Genomic DNA, 22,901 nt, shown 5'->3' with positions numbered 1-22,901 from the left:
TGCGATGCTGAAGGTGCGATAGCTGTTTGTGGGAGGTGACTTGTGAGCGCGCCCGTTCTGCTCTACGACGGTGTATGCGGCGTCTGCAACAGCGCGGTACGCACGATTCTTCGATACGACCGTGAAGGAAGCCTGCGGTTCGCTGCCCTCGACAGTGACTTCGCCCGCGAGATGGCCTCTCGCCATCCCGAGCTCATCGGCCTGGATTCCGCCGTCTTCGTGCGCAATACCGGACAACCTACCGAGTCGGTATATATCCGCTCGACGGCTCTGCTGCAGGTCGCGGGGTATCTCGGCGGCTGGTGGCGACTGGGGTATGCGGCCTATGCGATCCCGCCGTTTGTGCGTGATTGGCTGTACGAACGGTTCGCGAGGGTGCGCTATCGCATCGGAGGCAGGCACGACACGTGCCCGATTCCGTCAGCCGAAGTGCGGAGCCGATTCTTGGATACCGCGTACGGCTGAGGGCCGTCGGCACGTGCGAAGGTAGATCGGGGCCAGATCAGGGACGGAGATCGCTTCTCCGTCGCCCACTGGCTGATCCATTTCGTTGTCTAGCCTGCCTCATTGGCATGCGGGTCGAAGATTCTCGAAGCGAGGACGTGGCCCAGGTCCCGGAGGATCTGAATCTGCCCGGTGGTCCAGTGGTGAGGCTGATTGTCGCTACAACACAGCGTTCCCACCGCATGGCCGCGGCCGTCGGCCAGCGGCACCCCGATGTACGCGCGGATCACACCACCGCGAACCATCGGATGATCGGCCAATAGCGGATGCGTCGCCGCATCATCGACCACCAACAAATTGCCCACGGCAACGGTGAACTTGCAGACCGAATACTCCAGGCCAAACTGGCGCGGTAGGGACCCATCGGTGACAGTGCATCCGGCGAATGTCTGTGTGTCCTTGTCGACCAAGGAGATGGCCGCGTACGGTGCCCCCACCGCTTCGGCGGTCAACGCGGCGAAGTTGTCGAGCGCAGAGCTTGGCCCGGAATCCAGGAGCCGGGTTCGACGCAGTGCGGCCAGCCGGTCCGGGTCGTTGATCGCTGCGGCGAGGAGACTGCCGATCGTGCTCTCATCGCCGGAGATTTCGCGGATGAGGGCGCTGACAACGGCGTCACTGTTCGCGGCCGCCGTCAGTAGACGTCGCGCCGTGTCCCGGTTACCCGATGCGCTCGCGCCGGTCGAGCTCGCCACGCCATCGCGGCGTTCATCGGACACCAGGCTCCCCTTTGATCGATGACAGGCCGGGGTCGGACATCCCAACGTATGCCGACAGCTGCGGGAACTCTAGGGTGGCGCCGTTCCCACGGCGCGCGTAGTCGGCTACTCGAATTCCTCTTTACTTTCATCGCAACCCATCGAAACTCATCGAATCGCGAACTCCACCCCGCTCTGGGGTCGAAGGTGAGGGCTCGCTAGCGTCACGTAGACATACGAACGGAGGTTCACATGGCCGAGCGGATCCCGATGGTCGACTATCTGGTGCTCGACGATGGTGAACCCCACCTCGTCGCGCATGAGTGCAGGGCCTGCGGTGCGCGTTTCTTCGACCGGCGTAACGCCTGCGCGAACTGCTTCGCCACTGATTTCGCTGTCGCTCCGGTGGCAACCGAGGGCACGGTGCGAACGTTCACCATCGTCACCTTCGCCGCTCCCGGTGTGCCCGTCCCCTTCGTCGCCTCCATCGTCGACTGCGACGGCACACAGGTCCGCGCCAACCTCGTCAACGTCGAACCCGATCCCGAGCACGTTCGCGACGGGATGAAGGTGCGTCTGAGTACCTACTCGCTTGGCGCCGACACGAACGGGACCGAGGCGATCGGTTTCGGCTTCGAGCCCTTCGCGTGATCCGCCGCCATCTGAAGTTTCCCAAGGAGATGCCATGAGTGCCAGTGACGAGATTTGGATCGTCGGTATCCGGATGACGAAGTTCGGCAAGCACGCCGACAAGGACACTGTCGATCTGGCTGCCGAGGCCGCGACGGCGGCGCTCGCCGATGCCGGTCTGACCATGGCCGACATTGGCGTGCTGGCCGCGGGCAACCTGATGAACGCCAGTGCTGGGATCGGCCAGCAGTTGCAGAAGCAGATCGGCCAGACCGGCATCCCGGTGTACAACGTCGCTAACGCGTGCGCCACCGGAGCCACCGCATTGCGGACCGCGATCATGGCAGTCAAATCCGGCGAGGTGCGCTACGGCATGGCTGTTGGCGTCGAAAAGCTCTCTGGTGCTGGACTTCTCGGCGCTGGCGGCCGGCCCAAGGACGACTCGGATGTCTGGTCACCGTCGGGCCGCTTCGGTGCCGTCGCACCGATCGACGGGCGGATCGGCACCGAGGCAATGCCCGGTGTGTTCGCCCAGATCGGTACCGAGTACGGCCACAAGTACGGCGGCACCAGTTTCGAACTTTTCGCAAAAATCAGCGAAAAGAACCATGCTCATTCGACATTGAACCCGCTGGCCGCCTACCAGAAGCGGTTCACGCTCGAGCAGATCATGAACGACGTCATGATCGCCTACCCCAACACCCGGCCGATGTGTTCGGCCAACTGCGATGGCGCGGCCGCCGCGATCGTGTGCAACGGTGAGACGCTGAAATCCTTGTCGCTCGAACAGCGTCGGCGTGCGGTGAAGGTGTCGGCCTCGGTGCTGACCACCGATCCCTACGAAGCGGGTTGTCAAGTGCTGCCGAATGTCAACACACTGACGCGCAATGCCGCCGCCACCGCCTACGAGCAGGCTGGCGTTGGGCCAGGCGACCTCGACCTGGTCGAACTGCACGATTGCTTCGCGACGGCCGAGTTGGTCCACTATGACAACCTGATGCTGTGCGAGCAGGGCGGTGCCGCTGACTTCTTCAACTCCGGTGCCACCTGGCGAGATGGCTCGACGCCGGTCAACGTCTCCGGCGGTCTGCAGTCCAAGGGACACCCGATCGCCGCGACGGGCATCGCGAACATCTGGGAGATCTGTCACCACCTGCGTGGTGAGGCTGGCGATCGCCAGATCGAAAATGCCAAGGTGGGTTTGGCGCACGTCATCGGCCTCGGATCAGCCTGCGGTGTCCACATTTTGGAGAAGTCCGCGGCCTGACGACGTTCATAGCAGACGCATAACACCAACAGAGCGCATAACTAGCTGCCCGCCTTACGCTGGCGTCAACGGCCGCATAAAGGCAGTGGAGATGCGCCCAATCAGTTGCCGCTGTGCATTGTGGGCGTCGTGCAGGGAGGCGTCCTGTGATAGGTCGACAACGAGTCGTCAAAGCAGCACTTGCGTCAGGGCTCAGTTTTGGATTGTTCTGGGGCGCAGCGGGAATAGCGAGCGCGGGCACTCCCCTGCCCGAGGGGCCGGCACCGCTGTCGCCGAGCGACTCGAGTTCGTCGTCCAGCAGCTCAAGTAGTTCCAGCAGTTCGAGTGACTCGGGTTCTTCGGTGTCGTCACCGATTCTGCCCAGCGATTCCGGGACGTCATCATCGACGGGTGGCGGCGTCGCTTCGGCTCAGGCGCCGTCCGATTCGGCAGGTAGCGCGGCGCCGTCGCCACCGAGCACCGGCGGCGAACCTGCGGTCAGCGCGCCCGAAGGCTCCACGCCCGCTCCCAGCGTGAGCCAGCCGGGCCCCGGGCCCGGTGGTTCGCCCACCGACAGCGGTATGTCTGATCAAGGCCCGCCACCGCGCGGTCCTGGTGGCCCACCTGATGGTGGGCCTCCGGGTGGACCTGGCGGTGGCCCTCCCAAAGGTGGGCCTCCGGGTGGACCTGGCGGCGGCCCTCCCCAAGGTGGGCCCCCCGGTGGGCCGGGAGGCGGCCCAGGCGGCCGCGGACCATGGCACCAGCCTCCGCCCACCGCGGAACCATCCTGGTGGTGGTGGCAGCTACCGGACGTCGACACCCCAGACGTCGAGCCCTCCTGCCAGCCGCAGCCGCTTCGCCGCGACGAGCAGGCTCCGCCGCCGTTTCAGTATTTGGATCAGACGGTGACTCCCGTCTTCGATCCGAATATGCAGCAGTGGGGATTTTTGTACCAAAGCCGGTGGATCCCGCTCTACGAGCGGGGTTGTTAGACAACGACATCCCTCAGGGCGTGCGCAAGGGCGGCGTGCAGCAGCTGCCAGTCGTCACGTACCGCAACGCGCAGATAATTGTCGCCCAATCCGACAAAGGTGTCGCAACGGCGCACGGCTATACCATTGTCGTGAAGGTACATTCGAACCAATTCCGCGTCCGGAACACCGACCAGGAGAAACGGTGCACGCCCGTCGACGACGTCAAGGCCCAATGACGTCAGCGCAGCGCTCATCTCGAGACGTATCTGTGCGAGTCTTTCAGCCTCGGCCGACGCCGCAGCCACCGCGCCTGGCGCGCAACATGCTGTGATCGCCTCCAGCTGAAGCGTTCCCAGCGGCCAGTGGGGTCGCCGAGCTGACAAGCACGCAAGGACGGCAGGATCGCCGAGCGCGTAGCCAACGCGAAGTCCGGCCAAGGACCACGTTTTGGTCAAGCTCCGCACCACAATTACGTCAGGTAGGCCCAGCCCGGCGAGTGACTCGGGCTCGCCGGGCACGGCGTCGGCAAACGCCTCGTCGACGACAAGAACGCGCCCCGATCTCCGAAGTCCGAGAACCGCCTCCCGGGAATGCAGGACACCGGTCGGGTTGGTCGGATTACCAATGACGACAAGGTCTGCATCGTCTGGCACTCGGGCAGCTTGGAGGTCGAATGGTCTTGGCAGCACGACATGCTGTATGGCGATACCCGCCGTAGTCAGCACGGCCTCGGGCTCGGTAAACGACGGGGCAATCAGCGCAGCGAGCCGGGGATTCAAGGCGGGTAGTAGAGCAAACGCCTCCGCACCCCCTGCCAAGAGCAGCACATTGTCGGGGGGAATCGCATGCCGAGCGGCGACTGTGGAGACAGCCGCTCCGTGGTCGTCAGCAGTGGGATATTGCCCGAGTTCACGCAGCCGTGCGGCGAGGCGCTCCAACAGCCAATCAGGCGGGCCGCCTTGTCGTACGTTCACCGCGAAGTCGAGCATGCCCGGCTTGACGGACTGATCTGCGTGGTAGCGCGCTCGCTGCTGTGGGCGGTCAGGTTTCGCGTGAATCACATCGGTCACATTAGTATTCGCAAACCGCCGCCGCGGTTGGCGATTGGTTCGCGTACGGCCGCATGCTGGTCAGGGCTTGGCGAAACCTGCGGCGCTGAGGATTTCTTGGCCTGACTAGCCCACCATCGCGTCGATGAATTTGCGTGCGACCACAAACGCGGCGGCCGGCAGAGCTCGACCCCATCGGTTACCCGTGCTCATACGGAATCACCAATCTGCGCCCGACTCGCCGCTTTCCCGATGATGCAGTCAGCCAAAGTCAATGTGCACGAGCTGAATCGAGACAAATGGATCAGTCGCTCAGACCCGCACAGAGGCTAGGCGTCGCGAAGTCCGCACGGCCGCAATAGTGCTGACGCGGCGAGTTCACGTCAACTCATTTCCATGCCACGCGCATGATTTTGACGATTTCTTAACGCGGCGCAGAGAGTTGCACCGAGCGCCGCCGATCGCTGTCATCGATTGCGCTAAACGGATTCACGTAGGGCCGTGGGTATCGTTGCCGTCCAGCATTTTTCGCACAACCAACGCGGAGGGGGTTCGGCGCTTTCTCACAGCTAGACCACGGCATGGCGGTGTAGGTTCCGCGATCAGTCGCTGGCGCTGGAGGCAACAACATATGTGGTGGTTAGGCAGACGGGCAGTCGTTGTGCTCGGTGCTGGCATGTTGGTTGTGATAGGCGGCTGTGCGCATAACGAAACGGGCATTGCCGTAAAAGCTCCTGGTGGCCCGCGGCCCGGTGCGGTCGACGTTGAACTCTTGAGCACTGGAACATTCCCGACCCAACCATTGCCTTCGCTGGGCCTCGCCGCTACAGCTTCCGTCGGAGCGCTGATCGACGCCCGGCGGATGGCGGACGACGTCGTCGGGCCATGGCAGGTTGACCCGGCATTAGTGGTTCCCGGCGCCAACCGTGCGATCACGCTGAAGGACGCCGCCTCGGTTGGTCTTATCGAGCCGTTAGAGGTGGCCAACGCCGTGCGAGCTCACAACCTGATCAATGGATTCGCTTCAGACCGGCAGGACGGCGGTCAAGGGCGACTGGTCAATGCGGTGCTTCGGTTCCCCGACCCCCAGTCGGCGGCAGCAGCTGTCCAGGACATGGCGGCCGCATCGCGCAGCCAGCAGACCGACGCGACCGCACCTGCCGTCCTCATTCCCGGCTACACCGACGCCCAGGCATCCGCTGTCAGCTCGTCGTTGGACGCCGGCGCCGATCAACCCGTCACGGTCTACTCGTATACCCCCCATGGCGCATATGTGCTGTGCCAGATCGCCCACGCCCCCAATCTCGACACGGCAACAGCCCTGATCGCTCGCACCCTCGACCTCCAGGTGCCGTTGATTGACCAATTCGTCCCAACCGACCCGGCCGACTTCGCTAGCCTGGCCGCCGACCCGACCGGCCTACTGGCGCATACCTTGCCGCCGCCTTTGTGGCCCGGAGAGCGTCCGGCACCGCCCAACCCGAACGTCGGTGTGTATCCGCCGCGCGGCGCACTGCATTTTCAGGATGCCCCGCCTGACGTTGCGGGCGCCTTGTCGAGCGCGGGCGTTCAAGCAGTGTCCTACTACACCACCACCGTCTTCCAAGCGCACGATCCGACCGCGGCCGCCCAGTTAGCTGATGATTTGGCCGACATCGCGATGCGCACGCAGCAAGGCGCCCCGATCAACGGGGTGGATTTCATGCCTGCCAGCCGCTGCATCCAAGGCGAAAGCCCGGCTGCTGCAACTACATCGGAATACTATTGCTTTGCTTCCGTCGACACCTTCGCATTCGAGGTTCATAGTGCCGACCCAACTGGCGCGCGCGAGCAGACGGCCGCCCAGTACAAGATGCTGCTCGCGCGATAGCCGAACGGATCATGGATTTTCTCTGGACGCGTGGCGATCGTGCGACGTTTCGGCGGCAGGATGCCGTCGGCGAACTCGGCAACGCTCCCGCTCGAGCACGCCGATCTGAACTGGCACTTCTGGGTTATGCAATCGCAGTGACGGCTGCAGGCCTGACTATCGTCACCTCAACCTTGCAGAGCCCCGGCCGTCCTGCGGTGGGGGCGATCGTCGTTTTGGCCGCGGCGTTGCTGTGCGCCCACGGCACAGTGAGGCGGTTCGCACCCGACGCCGACCCGGTGCTGCTTCCAGTCGCCGCGCTGCTCAATGGCCTGGGGCTGGTGATGATCTACCGGCTCGGCGTTAGCCAAGAGGACACGACACTGCTCAATCCCGGCTTGGCGCAACTGATGTGGACTGTAGTCGGGATCGGCGCATTCTGCGGCGTACTGATCGCGGTTCGTGACCACCAGATATTCGCCCGCTACGGCTATCTTTGCGGTAGCGCCGGCCTGCTACTACTGGCGATACCGGCTGTCTTGCCCGCGGCGGTCGCCGAGCAGAACGGCGCCAAGTTGTGGATTCGGCTGTGGGGCCTGTCGATCGAGCCGGCCGAGTTTGCAAAGATCTTGCTGATCATCTTCATGAGCGCCGTCCTGGTAGCCAAACGCGACCTGTTCGAATACGCGGGCACCAGAGCGGCATTCCTGAACTTGCCCAGACCGCGGGATCTGGCACCGCTGGCCGCGGCGTTGATCATCGCCATGATCGTGATGGTTTTCGAGACCGACCTGGGTGCAGCGCTGCTGGTCTATCTGACGTTCCTCACCATGGTTTACATCGCTACCGCGCGGGTGGGCTGGGTTCTGATCGGGATTGGGGTGTTCGCCGCCGCCAGCGTTGTGGCCTATCACATATTCCGCCACGTCCAGATCAGAGTGCATAACTGGGTAGATCCGTTCGCGGACCCCGATAACACTGGCTATCAGATGGTCCAGTCGATGTTCAGCTTCGCCACCGGCGGACTGATGGGCACGGGCTTGGGCCAGGGCCAACCCGAACTCATCCCGGTCGCGTCATCCGACTTCATCACGGCTGCCTTTGGTGAGGAACTCGGCCTCGTCGGCTTGTCCGCAGTGGTGTTGTTGTACGGCATCCTCACACTGCGCGGACTGCGTACTGCTATCGCTGTTCGGGACAGCTTCGGCAAGCTACTCAGCGCCGGTCTGGCAACCACACTTGGACTACAGGTCTTCCTCACCGTCGGCGGCGTCACCAATCTGCTGCCCCAGACCGGTTTGACCACACCGTGGCTGTCCTACGGCGGATCGTCACTGGTGGCCAACTATGTGCTCCTGGCGATCGTGTTGCGTGTCTCTGATGCCGCACGCCGGCCCGTACGATCCCCTCGCGCTCCGGGACCAGCGCTCGCCGAGGCCCGGACTGAAGTCATCGCGGCCTGGGCGCCGGCTCAGGCGCCACGCCCAAGCTGAATTGCTTTGACTACTAACAGGATTGCCCCAATGACCAGATAGCCGCGCAGGGCAATCATGCCAAGTCGGGTTCCTGCGTTCCATCGGACCGGCTCCAACAACGCCAAGGGTGGCATCCGCCATGTTTCGCGGGGTCGAGTGACCACCGGTTTCGTTTGCGCGGTCGCTGGTTGACGACGCGACAGCCAGCGCAGTGCGACCATTCCGATCGCGGCACCCGCTACCAAACCACCGGCAAGATACTCGGTCACCGCGACCACGTCGAGATTGCTGAACAGCGTGGTCGCCATCAATATTCCAGACAACAGCAGCAGTACCCCGACGATAAGCGCGGCAACGGCATTCAGCCAGGGACGATTCACCCAGGGCCCCAGTACTTCCCGATCGTTGCACAACAGCAGCAGGAATACGGTGGCGCTGGGCAGTAACAATCCCGCGAGTGCTTGCACAGCGGTGGTGATCAACCCCAGCGGCGCCCCTGGGATGAGCACAATCGCCGCCGCCAGCGCGATCATGGCGCAGTAGGACACATAAAACGCCTTGGCGTCTTTGAATCCGCGGTGCAGGGAGTGCTTCAGCCCGAACACATCGCCGAATGCGTAACTCGTCGCGAGAGTGACTGCCGCGGCCCCGACGATGGAGGCGTCGATCAGCACGATCGCGAAGATCGAACCGAGTGCATGGCTGTGTGCGCCCAACAGATGAGCGACGTCGCCGGCGTCGATGAAGTCGGTCTTGCCCGATACCCGCGCGGCGAAGTCGCCCACCATCACCAGAGCTGCGGCGCCGATGACGACGACGAAGGCCCCGATTACGGTGTCGGCGCGTTCGTATCCGATGAACCGCGGAGTAATGCGCTTGTCCACGATGTTGGATTGCTGAAAGAACAGCTGCCACGGCGCCACCGTGGTGCCCACGATCGCGATGATCAACAGCACCGCATCTGACGTCACGCCGCCGGAAATACTCGGTGTCACAAACGATCTGGCGGCTTCTCCCCACCGAGGCTGAGCCATCAACAGCATTGGCAGTTGCAGCACGGTGATCGCGATGAACACGAACATGGCCCGTTCCCACCGTCGGAAACTGCCACTGGCCATGATCGCGATCAACGCGACAGCGGCGGTGGGCACCACAATGTACTTCGATACGTTGAAGTAGTCCGCCGCCAAAGCGATTCCGATGAACTCGGTGACGAGGGTCAGGAAGTTCAACAGGAACAGGTCCCCCACCGAAAACCAACCCCAACCGCGCCCAAACCGTTCGTTGATCAGCCGCGCATGCCCGACGCCCGTGACGGCGCCGAGGCGCACAACCATCTCCTGATTCACGATCAGCACCGGAATCAACAACAACAACGTCCACAGCAGGCTGTAGCCGTAGCTCTGCCCGGCTTGGGCGTAGGTGGCCACGCCGCCGGCATCATTGTCGCCGACCATCACGATGATGCCCGGGCCAACGATCGCCAGCAGTGTGAGCAGCCGGGTCTTTAGAGTGGAGCCGGTATCGGAGTCGCTGATGCTGATGCGGCCGAACGCACCCTCGATATCGCCAAGGTGCGCCGAATCCAGAACCGCGCTTTGCTGCTTTTGCCGCTCATCGGTCATGGCTGCGTCCCGTCGGACGCGGTTCCGATGTCGCGGATGGGGCGGGGCGCGGGTTCGCGGCGTCGCCAGTCCTCGGGGATCAGCGCTTCGAGAACGTCGTCGTAGGTCACGACGCCCAGCACCATGTCCCGATCGTCGACCACTGGCACCGTCGCCAGATTGAAATCCGACATTAGTAACGCGATGTCGGTCAGGTCGGCGTTCGGCGCAACCCGCACCGGGTCGGCGTCCATCAATTCGGTGACGCTGGCGGCCGGGTCCGCCTGAAGCAGCACGATCACTGACACGACACCTGCTAGCTGGCCGCTCGGGTTGAGCACATGCATCTTCAGCAGTGCTTCCGGCTGCAGCGTCCGTGCCGCGGAGATGATCGAGAGTGCCTGCGCGGCAGTGCTTTCTAGTTGGCAGGTGACGATGTCGATATTCATCAGGCCGCCCGCGGAGTCGCGGTTGAAACTCATCAGGGTGGTGACCTTGGTGCGCTGGGGCGCCGGCAGCAGATTCAGGACCACACGACGCCGTGATTGGCGCAGATCGAACACGGCATCGGCGGCGTCGTCGGCGCGCATGCGACTCAGCACAGCGGCGACGTCGTTGTCCGACATGTCGTCGAACAACTTGCTGGCCTTGTCAGGGTCCAATTCTTCGAACACATCTGCTTCCAACTCTGGGTTGGAGCGCACCCGCTCGAGAATCTCCCCGCCTTCGGCCTTCGTCGCATCTTCGAGAAGGTCGGCAATCTGGGCGGGCCTTAGGGTGTGCACCCGACCACCGACACGACGAAGCAACATGGACTGGTTGTGCCCTATCAATGGTTCGAATGCCTTCCAGTCCCGGCCGGCGTGCCCGCCGCCGGACTTGATCAGACCGAAAAGTCGGGCCGGACGACGTGTGTCCAGCCGGGCCAACACCCAGCCTCTGCCGGTGTCTTCCAGCTCAATGTCGTAGGCATGCACCAGTTCCGCGTTCGGCACGTCGATGAATCGGTGATCAAGCACGTCGGCCTTGAGCAGGTATTCACCGTCGCGGCGACCAAACGAGCGCAGATCGACCTTGTTCTTCGTCAGGTCCACCTGGTGCTCAGCCAGCGATCGCACATTGTCGGCGGATACGAACACCTGCCGACCACCGACACCGACCACAAGGCCTGTCACGGACGGATACTCCTCGCCATCACCGAGCCGGACGATGACATCGTCGACCTTGCCGACAGGCTCGCCAGATCGCGACACCACCGGCGCTTTCAGCAGCTCGGAGAGGTGGATGACCGGTGCGCCGTTGGTGCCGGCATCGCCGTCGCGGGGGGTTTTCTTGCTCACAAGGACTCCTTTGATTCAGTGCCGCGCGCAAGCGCGGGGAGGGCCGAAGAATAGGGACAGCGGTCGACATCAGGGTGAACAGCGGATGCCTGTTCACCACCTCGTGGTGGGTGACTGCGGGTGCCCACCCAGCGCGGCCGTGAACACTGCGGGCCGCGGAGCGGCGGTGTAGAGGATGGCCCGCTCCTGGGCGGTGGGGCGACTCCGAACGGCGAATTGCCGCAATGCGAGGCGGATCCTGGCGGTCGCGGCGATACGGGGCGCAGCGGCGCCGGGCTGGGTGATGGTCATCACGGACTCCTCGAGTGGCTGCAGACCGCGACGTAAATCAACCGAATGATACTGCGCCTCAACATCACTGAGCTAATCGCAGATTTGCGGCCAGCGTTGTTCAGATGCGGGGTGTCAGGGATTCAGTGATCGCCACGCCGTGGCGAGATCGGGAACAACGTTGGATTCAGATGGGCATAGGGACTATCGCTGGGACTCATCTGGTTGTCCGTCACCTCCTTCACGGTCGCGACGCGTGGCGCGCCTGTTCCATCGCAGCACCAAAGTAACGAGAGGGAGGTTCGCCGGCGCACATTGCCGACGGGGCACCCCTCTCGTCAGGGCTTCGGCACTATGGGACGTAACCCCGCTGCCGCGGGGAGCCACTTTGGATCATCCCTTAATCCGGGAAGATCTGTCCTAACCTTAGGCGTCTCTCGACGTCGTCAGATCAGTGGCCTGTGTTCACATAGGAGCCTCACCTAGCAAGGTGCTAACCGGGACCTATAGTGAACCCGATATCGAGATAAGTCAAGTGAGAACTAACGTGGGATAAGGAGTTTCGCCGCGTCGGTGCATAGCTGTAAGGGCTTGACCCATTGACGCGACTGCTAGATCGCTGTGAAGAGTCGGGAGGTTGTGTTCGCGTCACCTCGATGCATCGCGTTGACGCCGATCGCTCTCACCCGACGGGGAGGTCATATGTGCATTCCGGCTATTCGGCCGCACCCGTGGCGCCTTCTCCCCTGTGCCCTGATTTGCAAGGACTGCAATGGTTTTCGGCGAGGAGCGCGTTGTTCGCCAGTGATGCCGTCAAGTCGATGAACGATGCCAGCGAAAACCCCGCCTTCGCGACGTCGATGCAGGGATAGGGCATTGCCAGACGGTTCACAGCATCGTGAGCAGTGCTTGGCCCGGTTCGCAAAGTGCTGCAACAAATCCCAGTTGGCGTTGGCTGTGAGTATCGCCACGGAAGGCGTGCGCAGATCCAAGGCAATGCACCCGAGTCCCGCGGCCAGGGAACCGGGCTCGGGGCGGCCGGTACGGCCGAAAACTCATCGCACTGAGCACATGTGGCCGGGCCGCGCCAGCGCGGCAATAACGGCGGGGTCGCCGATCTTCACCGTCATCGGCTAGCCCAGGATCGGTAGGCGCCGTTGGCGCGCAAGCCGTTTGAGCGCGTCACCCATCACCGATCGCACATGTGCGTCGACCTCGGCGACGTCGGGATCGGGCCCGAACTGGGCGACGATGTCGATGGGCTCGAGCACCTCAGTGACGATCTTCGCCGGCAGTGGCAGGTTCGGCGGCGCGATAACGCTCAAGCCGAACGGAAAACCTACGCTCACTGGCAAGATGTCCAGGCGCGCCTTGGTCAGTCCCAGGCGTTTGGCCAACCAGTTGCCCCGCGTGAGGAACAGCTGGGTTTCCTGGGCCCCGATCGACACGGTCGGGACCAACGGCACCCCCGTCTCCAATGCGGTGCGGACATAGCCGGTGCGGCCGTTGAAGTCGATCTTGTTCTGCGTGAACGTCGGTCGGTAAGCGTCGTAGTCGCCGCCGGGAAACACCAACACGGCGGCACCGGAATGCAGTGCCGTGGCGGCGTTCTCCCGGCTGGCTTCGATGACGCCCAGGCGCCGAAACCAGCCGCCCAACGGTCCTAGTAACACCCCGTAGTGAGCCAAGGTGTAGAGCGGGCGGTCGTAGCCGAAACGGCGGTAGTACTCCGGGGCGAATATGAGCACGTCGGGCGTCAGCATGCCGCCGGAATGGTTGGACACAACCAAGGCGCCGCCGACGGCCGGCATGTTGTCGATGCCGCGCACCTCGGCGCGAAAATATCGCCGGACGATCGGTGACACCACATTGCTCACCTGCGCGGTCAGTGCAGGGTCCCATTTGGCAGTCTCGTCGAGATCAACAGTGTCGTCGCTCATAGCTTCCCCTGGACGGTCTTGTGCCGTTCCCGCTGGCGGCCGCCTCCCCGTTGGCCACCCGCACCCAGCGGATATGAGATTATCTAAAAACGAGAATACCATATCCGCAGGTCGAGCGGGTAGCTCTAGCTAGACCTGGCCCAGCGGCCGGCAGGCATTGGACGCAGGGTTCCAGTACTGCCCGTCCCCGCAGTTCGGCGGGAACGGCGCCAGCGGCGGCTTGCAGGAGTTGCTGACCGGGTCCCACCAGTTACCGTTCGTGCAGCCCAAGGGCACCGGCGATACCGGCGGTTGGCACACGTTGGTGACTGGGTCCCACCACTCGCCGTTCTGGCAATTGAGCGGGTCCGCCGAACCGGGTGCGGGCGCCACAAGAGACAGAGCGGCGATGGGGGCGAACGCGGCCGTCAGGATTGTTGAACGACGGATGAGTTTCACCATGACCTCAGCCTGCCCAGTCCGGGAAATTCTCAAACCGACGGGAGGCTCGTCCGGTCCCTTGCCGATACGCAGCCGAAACAACCCCCGACTACCTTGGGCCGGGAACATATCGGGAGGAGTCGGCGATGGGCACGCAAACACGGGCGACCTACCGCACCATGGCCGAGGGCACCGCCGCAGACTATGCGCTCATCGATCGGGCAGAGGCCGCCAACAACGCGGGACTGGTCCCCCGTGTCCTCAAACTCGTCGAAGCCCTCGCCGATGGTGAGCAGGCATACCCGGTCAGCCGGCTGGAGCACTCACTGCAGGCGGCAACCCGAGCGCACGACGACGGCCGCGCGACCGAGTACATCGTCGCCGCACTTCTTCATGACATCGGCGACACGTACGCGCCCCACGCACACGGGGCGTTCGCGGCAGCGGTGATCGCACCGTATGTGTCGGAACGTATGGCGTGGATTGTGAAGGTGCACCCCGAGTTTCAGCAGTACTACTACGCGCCCTACATGGGCGGGGTTCGGGATGCCCGGGAGCGGTATCGCGGCCATGCGTGGTTCGACGATGCCGTCGAGTTCTGCGAGAAGTACGACCAGAACTGCTTCGATGCGCACTTCGTGCACCGGCCGCTGGAATTCTTCCACCCGATGGTCGAAGAGATCTTCTCCCGCGACCCCTGGGTCCTTGCGTAACGGCGATCAGTTGCCGGGATCAACCTGCGCGGCGGTCTGCACCAGCACCGCGGTCGCGGGTGCCGAGCCAGCGAGCTTGCCGGCTACGAAATCGGCTGCCTGGTCGGCCATACCGTTGGTTTTGTACGAGCTGTGGGCGGAGCGATCAAGTCCACCTGGGTAGCAAACCGGGTCGCCCGTCGCGCACAGCTGGATCGTCTTGCCGGCGTACAGATCGCCGATGCTGATCGGCGGCGCACTGCGATCGGCCAAGCCCAGGAACCAGTCGTCCGGGGTTCCGAATAGCGCGACGGCAGCGACATGGGAGGCGACGGATGCGGGCATCGGGCCGGAGATCCCAGCGGGCAATGTAAACCCGGCCGGCACGGCGCTCGCGGTCGTGTACCCGGCAACCGCTGCCCCTTGCGAATAGCCGCCGATCACGATCTTGGTCGCGGGACATTGTGCCGCGACCGACTCAATCTTGTTGGCGGCGTCCGCAACGCCGTCCACCGCCTGCCCGAAGTTCAATGACGCCGGGTAGTTGACCCCGTAGGAATCGACCGTCTTGCCCGGGAGTCGCGCGCTCAAGGCGTCGACGAACGCTTGCCCAGTCGCGCCTACGCCGGGTGCCTCGAAGGTGCCGCGCGCAAACACGACCTCGACCGCGGCGCAGGAATCCTGGGCGGCGTTCGCGACTCCGGCGGGGCCGGTGGCCAAGCCTGCGGCGATACCCACCGCGGCCAATGCGGTGAATGCGGCTTGGGTGGTGCGGCCCAGCAGTGATGTGCTCATACCAGCTACAAGCTGGACTTCCCTACCTGCGATTCCACCAATGTCAAGTGATCTATCTCACCGGCGGAAAACGCGGTCGACGGGAATTGTTTTCGCAGCCGTTTGATTGAGTTTCGGGCTTCGTCGCAGTATCGCGCACGGCGTGAGCCTTGCCCTGATCGACACCCACGTCGACCCGCCGATCAGTGAAGAGCTTGTGGGAGTACACAATTGGGCGCAAAGAGATTCACTTAGGTCGGTTTAACAATCCACTGGGCGGGCGGGGGTAGTCGATCTGCCTGAAAGCAATGCTCTCGAAGCTCACACCAGTTCTGTCGGCGAGTGTTGCTGCCGCTGGAATTGCAGCCGCACCCAAGGCTTTTGCCGATCCTGCACCGGGCTGTTACAACCCGGATGGCACGCCGTGCAGTCCCTCCGCAGGCCCCCAGGGAGCCGGAGCGGAGGTCCCCGGTGGACCGGGAGCCCAAGCCGGCTCCAATGGCCAGGTTTCTGCCGGAGTCCCCGGTGGGCCCTGGGCTGTTGCCGGCCCCGGCGGCGGAGTCGCTTGTGTTCCCAACGGTCCCTGCCGGACGGTCAACCTTCCGGGGTAGATGACTCCGGGAACCTGGACGCGGACCGGCGCCGTCAGGCGTTGGTGCCGCCGTCCACGGTGAGGTTCGCGCCTGTGATGTAGCTCGACTCGGGTCCCGCGATGAAGCTGACCAACGGCGCAATGTCGTCGACATGCCCGTAGCGCTGGAGGGCTGTCGCCGCGAGCTGTGGTTCGGCCCACTCGTCCGACGCCGGATTGAGGTCCGTGTCGATGGGACCTGGCTGGATGTTGTTCACGGTGATGCCGCGCGGGCCCACTTCACGGGCCAGCCCTTGGGTGAACATTTTGACCGCTCCCTTTGTCGCCGAATACGCCACCAGGCCGGGAGTCATCATTCTCTCGCCGACGCACGATCCGATCGAGATGATCCGGCCGCCCTGCGAGAGATGTTTGAGCGCGGCTTGCGTCGCGATGAACACGCCGCGCACGTTCACATCGATGACCCTGTCGAGTTCCTCCAGCGTGGCTTCCTCGAACGGTTTCGGAATCGCAGTGCCGGCGTTGTTGACCAGAATGTCGAGCTTCCCGAAGGCCGAGATGATGGTCTCCACCGCCGCCCGCACGGCGGCGGCATCGGTTGCGTCGGCCTGGATTGCGATGGCAGTGCCTCCACCCGACTCGATGTCGTTTACGACGCGAGCGGCGCCCTCGGCCCCCTTGGAATAGGTGATCGCCACGGTGGCGCCGTCAGAGGCGAGACGCTTGGCAATAGCGGCGCCGATGCCGCGGGAGGCTCCCGTGACGAGGGCTACCTTGCCGTTGAGATCAGACATAGCAGGCACTTTCGAGGTAGCAGCGATGAGTCGCGCACAGCGACAGGCTGGCACGGATCGAATATCTCCTGCGGTCCCCGTGCGGTCTTTTACGAAACGACTAGGATTTGGACAAAACTGCCGGCGAGCGCATCAACGGCGCCAGGCGGGAACAGTTCCCAGGGAACCTGAAGGTTGCGGATGTCAAACAGCGACAGCTACGGCGACGCATTCGGCAGGCGATTGAAGGCGCAAGCGAGTTCGTTCGCATCGCAAGCGCTGCCCAAGTCCACCCTCGCGGTGACCGAATTGCGCTACGACGAACCAGAGTTTGTTCTGTCCACGCCGCCCGCGGAAGAGGATGCCTTCGTGCTTGGCGTGCACTTCCAACTGTTCGAGCGCTACGAATACTGGGAGAATGGCAGAGCCGCACCGGTTTCCACCCTGCGCCCTGGCGACACCATCATCTACGACGTCAAGCGCAAGCCCACGTTCCACCTCAACAGCGCGTTCCATTCGGTTCACTTCTACCTGCCGACAAGCGCTCTTCATACACTCGCCGATGACGCCGAGGTTCCGCGGATTCAGGAGCTCCGTTATCAGCCAGGCGTCAGCCATGCGGACAGGTTCCTGCGCAGCATGGCTGAGGCACTGCTTCCGCTGTTCACGGCGCCCGCCCGCGTGAGTCAGGTCGTCATCGACCACCTCATGCTGGCGGTTGGGCATCACGTCGCCTCCACCTATGGTGGGCTGGCTCGCTCGCAGGCTCCGACCATCCATGGACTCACGCGGCGGCAGACGCAACGCGCTAAAGAGCTTCTGGTGAGCGACCTTTCGGGAAGCATTCGGCTCGCAGATATCGCGCGGGAGTGCGGATTGTCTCCCTCACGGTTCAGCAGGGCTTTTCGTGCCAGCGTCGGCGAGGCACCGCACCGATGGCTGATCCGTCAGCGGATCGAGCGGGCGAAAGCTCTCCTCCGTGACGACGAGGTCTCGCTCGCCGAAATCGCCTTGACGTGTGGCTTCTGCGACCAGAGCCATTTCACGCGAAGTTTCGCCGCCTCGACCGGGATGAGTCCGGGACGATGGCGCAGGGCAGCGCTCGCCTAGGAGTCGTACGCTCGGAGCAACGTCCGTGTGCGGGACCGGCCCTCGGGGGATGGATCGAACGGCGCGGCCACATACTCGTCGACACCCGCATCTCGCAGCTCGTCGAGGCGTCCCCGGACGGTGTCCTCGTCGCCGATGATGGCGGCATCCTCCGGCCCCGCATAGCCCTCGCGATCGAGCATTGCGCGGTACGACGGCAACTGTCCGTACATGGCGAACTGCTCGGCCGCCTGCTTTCGTGCGGCGTCGACATCGTCGGTGACGCTGATCGGCAGTGACGCCGCAACGCGCACGGCGCCCTCCCGTCCGGCGTCGGCTGCCGCCTGCCGCAGCGCTGGTCCCACGTGCTCTGCGAGCGTTTTCGGTCCGGTCATCCACGTGCAGGTGCCCGCCGTACGGCGGCCCGCGATCCTGAGCAATTGCGGACCCAGTGCCGCGATGTAGACCTGGGGCGCCGGCGCCCCAGGGATCATCAGTGCTCCGCGCGTGGTGGCCGTCTCCCCCGCCGCATTGACGGGTTCACCGGCCAGCAGCGGCAGCAGTCCGTCGAGGTATTCGTTCAGCCGGCGCACCGGCTTGTCCCACGGAATGCCCCACATGCCCTCCGTCACCGCCTGATGCGTCATACCCAGTCCGAGAATGAACCGGCCACCGGAGGCGAGGCTCAGTGTGAGTGCGCGCTGCGCCATCAGCATCGGATGCAGGTTCTGGATGGGTACTACCGCGCTGGCCACCTCGATCGTGTCGACCTCATGTAATGCGATCGCCAACACCGTGAGAAGGTCTGGCTCGTAAGGCAATTGGCTCATCCATACCCGTTTGAAGCCCTCGTCGCGCAACATCGCGAGGTTGGCGATCGTCGCGTCGATCGGTGACTCAAAGCCCGATCCGCTCAGTTGCCCGAACATAGAGACCTGCATGACCACCACGCTCCTTTGCGTTCACTGCCGCCCAACTTATCCCCAGCATGCATCTTGCCTTTGGTTCCCGGTGATTTTTGCGCAGCCAGCTGCTGGTCTGAACGTCACGCGGCAAGAGAACCCGCAGATGTTTGCCTTGGCCTGCTAGCGTGCACGCCGCCACCGCACGCCACGTGCGGCGCAGAAAGGCCATGACGAGGGCGATGAGCATGGGCGACGTGAGCCGGCGTCGGTTGTTGTTGCTCGCCGCGACCGTGGTGGCCGGCGGAACTCTCACCGCAGCAGACTGGATCTATGACCGGCCGGTGCGCCCATTCGCCGGCATCTCTCCGGCCCCACCGTCGCCTTCCCCCGTGCTGGCAGCCGCGACACCGACGCCGGCTCTGCTGCCGCCTCCCGACCGCAGCCAACGCGTGCGCCTACCCGGCGGGGGTGTGCTGAGCCAGCTGCCGGCGCACGGCAACACGATGGCTCTCACCGTCGATGACGGCGTGAGCAGCGAGGTGGTGGCGCTCTACATCCGGTTCTCGCGCGACACCGGTGTTCGACTGACGTTCTTCCTCAACGGCGTGTACCGCTCCTGGACCGACAACCGCGACCAACTGCGTCCGCTGGTCGATTCAGGGCAGATCCAGCTCGGCAACCACACGTGGTCGCATCCCGACCTCACCAAGGTGTCGACGTCGACCATCCGCGACGAACTGGCCCGCAACGATCACTTCGTGAAGAACACCTACGGGGTCGATGCCGCGCCCTACTTCCGGCCGCCGTACGGCAGGCACAATTCGACGGTGGCTGCCGTCGCGGCCGACCTGGGCTACACCGTTCCGACACTGTGGTCGGGATCGTTGGCCGACTCCACGGTGATCACCGAGGACTACATCGTCAAGATGGCCGACCAATACTTCACGCCCCAGATGATCGTCCTGGGCCACCTCAACCACCTGCCGGTGACTCATGTCTACGGACAGCTCGTCGACATCATCCGCGCGCGCAGCCTGCGGACCGTCACCCTGAACGACGTGTTCCTGCCTGCCCGCTGACGGGCGCCGTACGGCCTGCTGCCCGCGTGGATGCGGGAAATCAGGGCAGAGCTGGGTGCGTTCCCATCCGGCGTCGACTGGGACCACTGACTGTTGTCCACAGTCTGATCGAAGTCCGCCCGCGCTGTGGCAAATGGGGCCCGGTTATCCGGTGAGACAGCCGAATTCGTAGAGCGCGGCGGGAATCTTGGCGTCTGCGGGCGCCGGCGTGGTCGATGCGTTTGTGCCACAGACCTTCTGCTTGTCCTGGCCGACCCACTGGGTGCCCTGTTGCTGGAACACCAGTGTGCTGGGTGCGCCCATGTCGGGATTGGCCTTGCTGGACCACAACCCACTGGTCACCGCCCAAGCGTCGGCGCACTTCACGTCGTCGATCCGGTAGAGATTGTCCTTGGCCACCGCCTGAACGGCTTTGGTGGCGGCGTCAGCCAGACCCGCCTTGGTGCAGTCGGCTACCGGCGCCGTCGCCGAGGACGCCGGTGCGTTCGTCGTCGCCGTCGTCGTGGTGGAGGACGCGCTCGTGGACGACCCGGACGGCGAGCAGCCCGGCAGGCTCACGGCGGCAACGCCTGCGAGTACGACGGCGGCGCCGAGCCGGCGGGCGGTGCGGTTCATGAGCGGTCTCCCTGCTGTCGCAAAAACGGGCGGTAGCTGAGGGACTATAGCTACCGCCCGTTTCGGATCAGGGAACGCGACCCGAATTACCTGAGTACCAGAGTGTTTCAGGACTGCATCTGGCCCAGGGTGACCTGCACGGTGTGCGAGGCGCCTGACGGGTCGTTGAAGGTCACGGCGACGTTGTCACCCGGCGCCTTGGAATGAATCGCGGCGACAAGCGATTCCGGTCCGTCGATCAGCTTGCTGTCGACCTTGGTGATCACCGCACCCTTCGGCACGCCCGCTGTCGCGGCCGGGCTGCCATCGGCGACTCCTGCGACGAGCGCGCCCTGGTTGCTGTCGTCCGAGCTGAGCTGGACTCCGAGCGAGGCGTGCTGGACGGTGCCGGTGGAGATCAGTTCATCGGCAATGCGTTTGGCCTGATCTACCGGGATGGCGAAGCCGAGGCCGATCGAACCGGCCTGACTGCCGCCCTGCGAATCCTGGCCGCCGCCAAGGGATGCGATCGCGGAGTTCACGCCGATCAGATTGCCGTTCATGTCCACCAACGCTCCACCGGAGTTACCGGGGTTGATCGCCGCGTCGGTCTGGATGGCACTCATCACCGAATGCTGGCCGGTCTGGTCGTCGCCAGTCGCGACCGGGCGATCGAGCGAGCTGATGATGCCCGTCGTCACGGTGCCCTGCAGGCCCAACGGCGAGCCGATCGCGACGACGTTCTGACCGACCTTCAGATCCTGCGACGAACCGATGCTGATCGGGGTGAGGCCGGAGACGTTCTGCGCCCGAACCACCGCGATATCGTCGGCGGGATCGGCGCCGACGACCGTGAACGGCACCGTGCGGCCGTCGGAGAACGTCACGGTGGCCTTCATTCCGCCGGCGCTCTGACCCGACGGGCCGGCGCTTGGGCCGTCACTCGGATCCTGGGCGTCGGGTCCGTCCATCTGACCCGGCAGCTGGCCGCCGGGGAACATGCCACGCGGCAAGCCCGGGAACTGACCGCCGGGCCCGGCCTGCGACGCCATCGGCTGCTGGCTGCCCTGCGCGGCCGCGGCCACCACGTGGTTGTTGGTCAGGATCAGTCCGTCGGCGCTCAGGATGATGCCCGATCCTTCCTCGCGTCCCTGTCCGGTGGTGATCTGGATCTTCACGACACTGGGCAGCACCTTGGCCGACACCTGTTCGACCGTCCCTGCGGGTGCAGCGGTGGATGGCTGGTTCGAGACGGGTCCTGTCTTCGCCAATGGCGATCCTGTCCCGACGGGTGCGGGTTGAGCGCTGGGCACGGTGGCGCCCGAGTGATCGACCAGGGCAACCGCACCGGCGGCGCCCGCGACCATCGCGATTGCCGCGGTGCCGCACACCAACACGCCCACCCGCGACTTCGTCCGTTGCCGAGTCATTTGCTGTGATGCAGGTCTCCCCGACTTCGTGCGAGATTCGTAAGGCGGCGGGTACATTTGCTCGCCGCCGGAAGGGGTGTAGTGCGGCTGATAACCGGTCTGGCCCCACTGGCTCCACTGACGCGATTTATCCTGATCAGAATGGTCGTTTGACTGCCACTGGTAATGGTTCTCCGGCGGCAAGTTCTCTGGCCTGTAGTTCATCGCGTTCAGTTTCTCTTTCTCGTCACGAGACACGTGTGCGCCGTGTGGCGCCTGAGGAAAGTTTGCCTTTGGCGTCTGAAGCTTTGCTGAGAAACAGTTCGGTGCAACCCAAGACTTTTGCTGGCGCGTTCGCCTGTAGCTTAAGGCGGTGAACTTCTCTCGCGTGTCTTCTGCCGTCGCCGCCGGCGCGTGTGCCACGGCATTCGCCATGACTCTGGCTGCGTGCGGCTCTGATACCGCTGCTCCGACGGCCGGCAAGAACTCCTCTGCCTCGGCCGTCGCGTCCTCGGTGACCCAGGCGGCCGGCCCTGATGCCACTTGCCCGACCGCGCCTCCGGCGAACCCGGGAACTCCCCAGTGGACCTTGCCCGGTGCGACCGGCAGCGTCGCGGTCACCGGATCCACCGATACGGCTGCGCCGGTCGTCACGGTCACCGCGCCGTTCAGCGTCACCGCGACTCAGGTGCACACGCTGCAGGCCGGTACAGGGCCCGTTGTCGCGCCGACGGCCTCGGTTTCGGTCTGCTACATGGGTGTGAACGGTCGCGACGGAACCGTGTTCGACAGCAGCTATCAGCGCGGCGAACCGGCTGACTTCTCGCTCGACGGTGTGGTGCCGGGCTTCCAGAAGGCCATCGCGGGCCAGACGGTGGGCTCGACGGTCGCGGTCGCCATGGTCTCCGCCGACGGCTACCCGCAAGGTCAGCCCCGGGCGGGGATTCTGCCCGGCGACACGCTGGTGTTCGCCATCAAGATCCTCAGCGCGAACTGAC

22 protein-coding genes and 1 riboswitch are annotated in these 22,901 nt (G+C 64.2%); of the genes, 9 read left to right on the top strand and 13 right to left on the bottom strand.

All coding sequences use genetic code 11. From position 1 onward, the window contains the following. Nucleotides 1-42 precede the first annotated feature (42 nt). Nucleotides 43-465 (top strand): thiol-disulfide oxidoreductase DCC family protein, encoded by a 423-nt coding sequence (locus CG716_RS21880; protein ID WP_094483207.1) that lies wholly within the window; start codon nucleotides 43-45, stop codon nucleotides 463-465. Between the two features lie 89 nt (nucleotides 466-554). Here the strand turns inward: CG716_RS21880 and CG716_RS21875 are convergent, their stop codons facing one another. Further along, a complete protein-coding gene (locus tag CG716_RS21875) occupies nucleotides 555-1,220 on the bottom strand; it encodes a GAF domain-containing protein (protein ID WP_165774237.1) in 666 nt (221 codons plus the stop codon). A 231-nt stretch (nucleotides 1,221-1,451) separates the two neighbouring features. Here CG716_RS21875 and CG716_RS21870 point away from each other — a divergent pair, with 231 nt between their 5' ends. Both CG716_RS21870 and CG716_RS21865 read left to right on the top strand, forming a co-directional pair. Continuing rightward, nucleotides 1,452-1,850, top strand: a complete 399-nt coding sequence (locus CG716_RS21870; protein ID WP_094483205.1) for a Zn-ribbon domain-containing OB-fold protein — start codon at nucleotides 1,452-1,454, stop codon at nucleotides 1,848-1,850. A 34-nt stretch (nucleotides 1,851-1,884) separates the two neighbouring features. Next, on the top strand, nucleotides 1,885-3,096 hold the full coding sequence (locus tag CG716_RS21865) for a thiolase family protein (protein WP_094483204.1): 1,212 nt from the start codon (nucleotides 1,885-1,887) through the stop codon (nucleotides 3,094-3,096). A 409-nt stretch (nucleotides 3,097-3,505) separates the two neighbouring features. On the opposite strand, the gene CG716_RS30295 is transcribed toward CG716_RS21865, so the two are convergent. After that, complete coding sequence (locus CG716_RS30295; RefSeq protein ID WP_165774236.1) at nucleotides 3,506-3,646, bottom strand: hypothetical protein; 141 nt, start codon at nucleotides 3,644-3,646, stop codon at nucleotides 3,506-3,508. 417 nt (nucleotides 3,647-4,063) lie between these two features. Next, nucleotides 4,064-5,119: an Rv2231c family histidinol phosphate aminotransferase CobC gene (gene cobC, locus CG716_RS21855; protein WP_094483202.1), complete on the bottom strand. Its 1,056-nt coding sequence runs from the start codon at nucleotides 5,117-5,119 to the stop codon at nucleotides 4,064-4,066. A 610-nt stretch (nucleotides 5,120-5,729) separates the two neighbouring features. On the opposite strand from cobC, the gene CG716_RS21850 reads away from it, so the two are divergent. Further along, nucleotides 5,730-6,968 carry a DUF7373 family lipoprotein gene (locus CG716_RS21850; protein WP_420093214.1) on the top strand — a complete coding sequence of 413 codons (1,239 nt, stop codon included), beginning with the start codon at nucleotides 5,730-5,732 and terminating at the stop codon, nucleotides 6,966-6,968. 11 nt (nucleotides 6,969-6,979) lie between these two features. Next, the gene (locus CG716_RS21845) at nucleotides 6,980-8,440 is read left to right on the top strand and encodes an FtsW/RodA/SpoVE family cell cycle protein (protein ID WP_094483200.1); all 1,461 of its coding nucleotides are present in this window, start codon (nucleotides 6,980-6,982) and stop codon (nucleotides 8,438-8,440) included. Here the strand turns inward: CG716_RS21845 and CG716_RS21840 are convergent. The 5 genes from CG716_RS21840 to CG716_RS21820 form a co-directional block, all read right to left on the bottom strand. Continuing rightward, nucleotides 8,419-10,047 (bottom strand): Nramp family divalent metal transporter, encoded by a 1,629-nt coding sequence (locus CG716_RS21840; RefSeq protein WP_094483199.1) that lies wholly within the window; start codon nucleotides 10,045-10,047, stop codon nucleotides 8,419-8,421. The genes CG716_RS21845 and CG716_RS21840 overlap by 22 nt on opposite strands. Continuing rightward, entirely contained in the window at nucleotides 10,044-11,312 is a 1,269-nt protein-coding gene (locus CG716_RS21835; protein ID WP_094483259.1) for a magnesium transporter MgtE N-terminal domain-containing protein, read from the bottom strand. The genes CG716_RS21840 and CG716_RS21835 overlap by 4 nt, the downstream gene beginning before the upstream one ends. A 147-nt stretch (nucleotides 11,313-11,459) precedes the next feature. Beyond that, a complete protein-coding gene (locus CG716_RS21830; protein ID WP_133066995.1) occupies nucleotides 11,460-11,657 on the bottom strand; it encodes a hypothetical protein in 198 nt (65 codons plus the stop codon). A gap of 302 nt (nucleotides 11,658-11,959) precedes the next feature. Then, nucleotides 11,960-12,133, bottom strand: a riboswitch (M-box (ykoK) riboswitch). 636 nt (nucleotides 12,134-12,769) lie between these two features. Then, nucleotides 12,770-13,576: a lysophospholipid acyltransferase family protein gene (locus CG716_RS21825; protein WP_094483197.1), complete on the bottom strand. Its 807-nt coding sequence runs from the start codon at nucleotides 13,574-13,576 to the stop codon at nucleotides 12,770-12,772. A gap of 129 nt (nucleotides 13,577-13,705) precedes the next feature. Next, nucleotides 13,706-14,017, bottom strand: coding sequence for a hypothetical protein (locus CG716_RS21820; protein ID WP_094483196.1), 312 nt, complete (start codon nucleotides 14,015-14,017; stop codon nucleotides 13,706-13,708). A gap of 125 nt (nucleotides 14,018-14,142) precedes the next feature. On the opposite strand from CG716_RS21820, the gene CG716_RS21815 reads away from it, so the two are divergent. After that, a complete protein-coding gene (locus CG716_RS21815) occupies nucleotides 14,143-14,709 on the top strand; it encodes an HD domain-containing protein (protein WP_094483195.1) in 567 nt (188 codons plus the stop codon). A 6-nt stretch (nucleotides 14,710-14,715) separates the two neighbouring features. Here the strand turns inward: CG716_RS21815 and CG716_RS21810 are convergent, their stop codons facing one another. Both CG716_RS21810 and CG716_RS21800 read right to left on the bottom strand, forming a co-directional pair. Further along, nucleotides 14,716-15,483: a cutinase family protein gene (locus CG716_RS21810; RefSeq protein ID WP_094483194.1), complete on the bottom strand. Its 768-nt coding sequence runs from the start codon at nucleotides 15,481-15,483 to the stop codon at nucleotides 14,716-14,718. A 624-nt stretch (nucleotides 15,484-16,107) separates the two neighbouring features. Continuing rightward, nucleotides 16,108-16,848 carry a 3-oxoacyl-ACP reductase family protein gene (locus tag CG716_RS21800; RefSeq protein WP_094483192.1) on the bottom strand — a complete coding sequence of 247 codons (741 nt, stop codon included), beginning with the start codon at nucleotides 16,846-16,848 and terminating at the stop codon, nucleotides 16,108-16,110. A 180-nt stretch (nucleotides 16,849-17,028) separates the two neighbouring features. On the opposite strand from CG716_RS21800, the gene CG716_RS21795 reads away from it, so the two are divergent. Next, nucleotides 17,029-17,937: a helix-turn-helix domain-containing protein gene (locus tag CG716_RS21795; protein WP_094483191.1), complete on the top strand. Its 909-nt coding sequence runs from the start codon at nucleotides 17,029-17,031 to the stop codon at nucleotides 17,935-17,937. Here the strand turns inward: CG716_RS21795 and CG716_RS21790 are convergent. Continuing rightward, on the bottom strand, nucleotides 17,934-18,857 hold the full coding sequence (locus CG716_RS21790) for a TIGR03564 family F420-dependent LLM class oxidoreductase (protein ID WP_094483258.1): 924 nt from the start codon (nucleotides 18,855-18,857) through the stop codon (nucleotides 17,934-17,936). The two genes, CG716_RS21795 and CG716_RS21790, sit on opposite strands and share 4 nt — an antisense overlap. A gap of 218 nt (nucleotides 18,858-19,075) precedes the next feature. Here CG716_RS21790 and CG716_RS21785 point away from each other — a divergent pair, with 218 nt between their 5' ends. Further along, entirely contained in the window at nucleotides 19,076-19,900 is an 825-nt protein-coding gene (locus tag CG716_RS21785) for a polysaccharide deacetylase family protein (protein WP_165774243.1), read from the top strand. Nucleotides 19,901-20,044: 144 nt separating this feature from the next. Here CG716_RS21785 and CG716_RS21780 read toward each other — a convergent pair whose 3' ends face one another. Further along, nucleotides 20,045-20,515: a hypothetical protein gene (locus CG716_RS21780; RefSeq protein ID WP_094483189.1), complete on the bottom strand. Its 471-nt coding sequence runs from the start codon at nucleotides 20,513-20,515 to the stop codon at nucleotides 20,045-20,047. A 107-nt stretch (nucleotides 20,516-20,622) separates the two neighbouring features. Then, nucleotides 20,623-21,924, bottom strand: a complete 1,302-nt coding sequence (locus tag CG716_RS21775; protein WP_234817948.1) for a S1C family serine protease — start codon at nucleotides 21,922-21,924, stop codon at nucleotides 20,623-20,625. A gap of 352 nt (nucleotides 21,925-22,276) precedes the next feature. On the opposite strand from CG716_RS21775, the gene CG716_RS21770 reads away from it, so the two are divergent. Then, a complete protein-coding gene (locus CG716_RS21770) occupies nucleotides 22,277-22,900 on the top strand; it encodes an FKBP-type peptidyl-prolyl cis-trans isomerase (protein WP_207760737.1) in 624 nt (207 codons plus the stop codon). Nucleotide 22,901: the final 1 nt, after the last annotated feature.

Origin of the sequence: Mycolicibacterium sphagni (assembly GCF_002250655.1) — a bacterium.
Taxonomy (GTDB): domain Bacteria; phylum Actinomycetota; class Actinomycetes; order Mycobacteriales; family Mycobacteriaceae; genus Mycobacterium; species Mycobacterium sphagni.
This window is presented reverse-complemented; position numbering and strand designations above follow the sequence as displayed.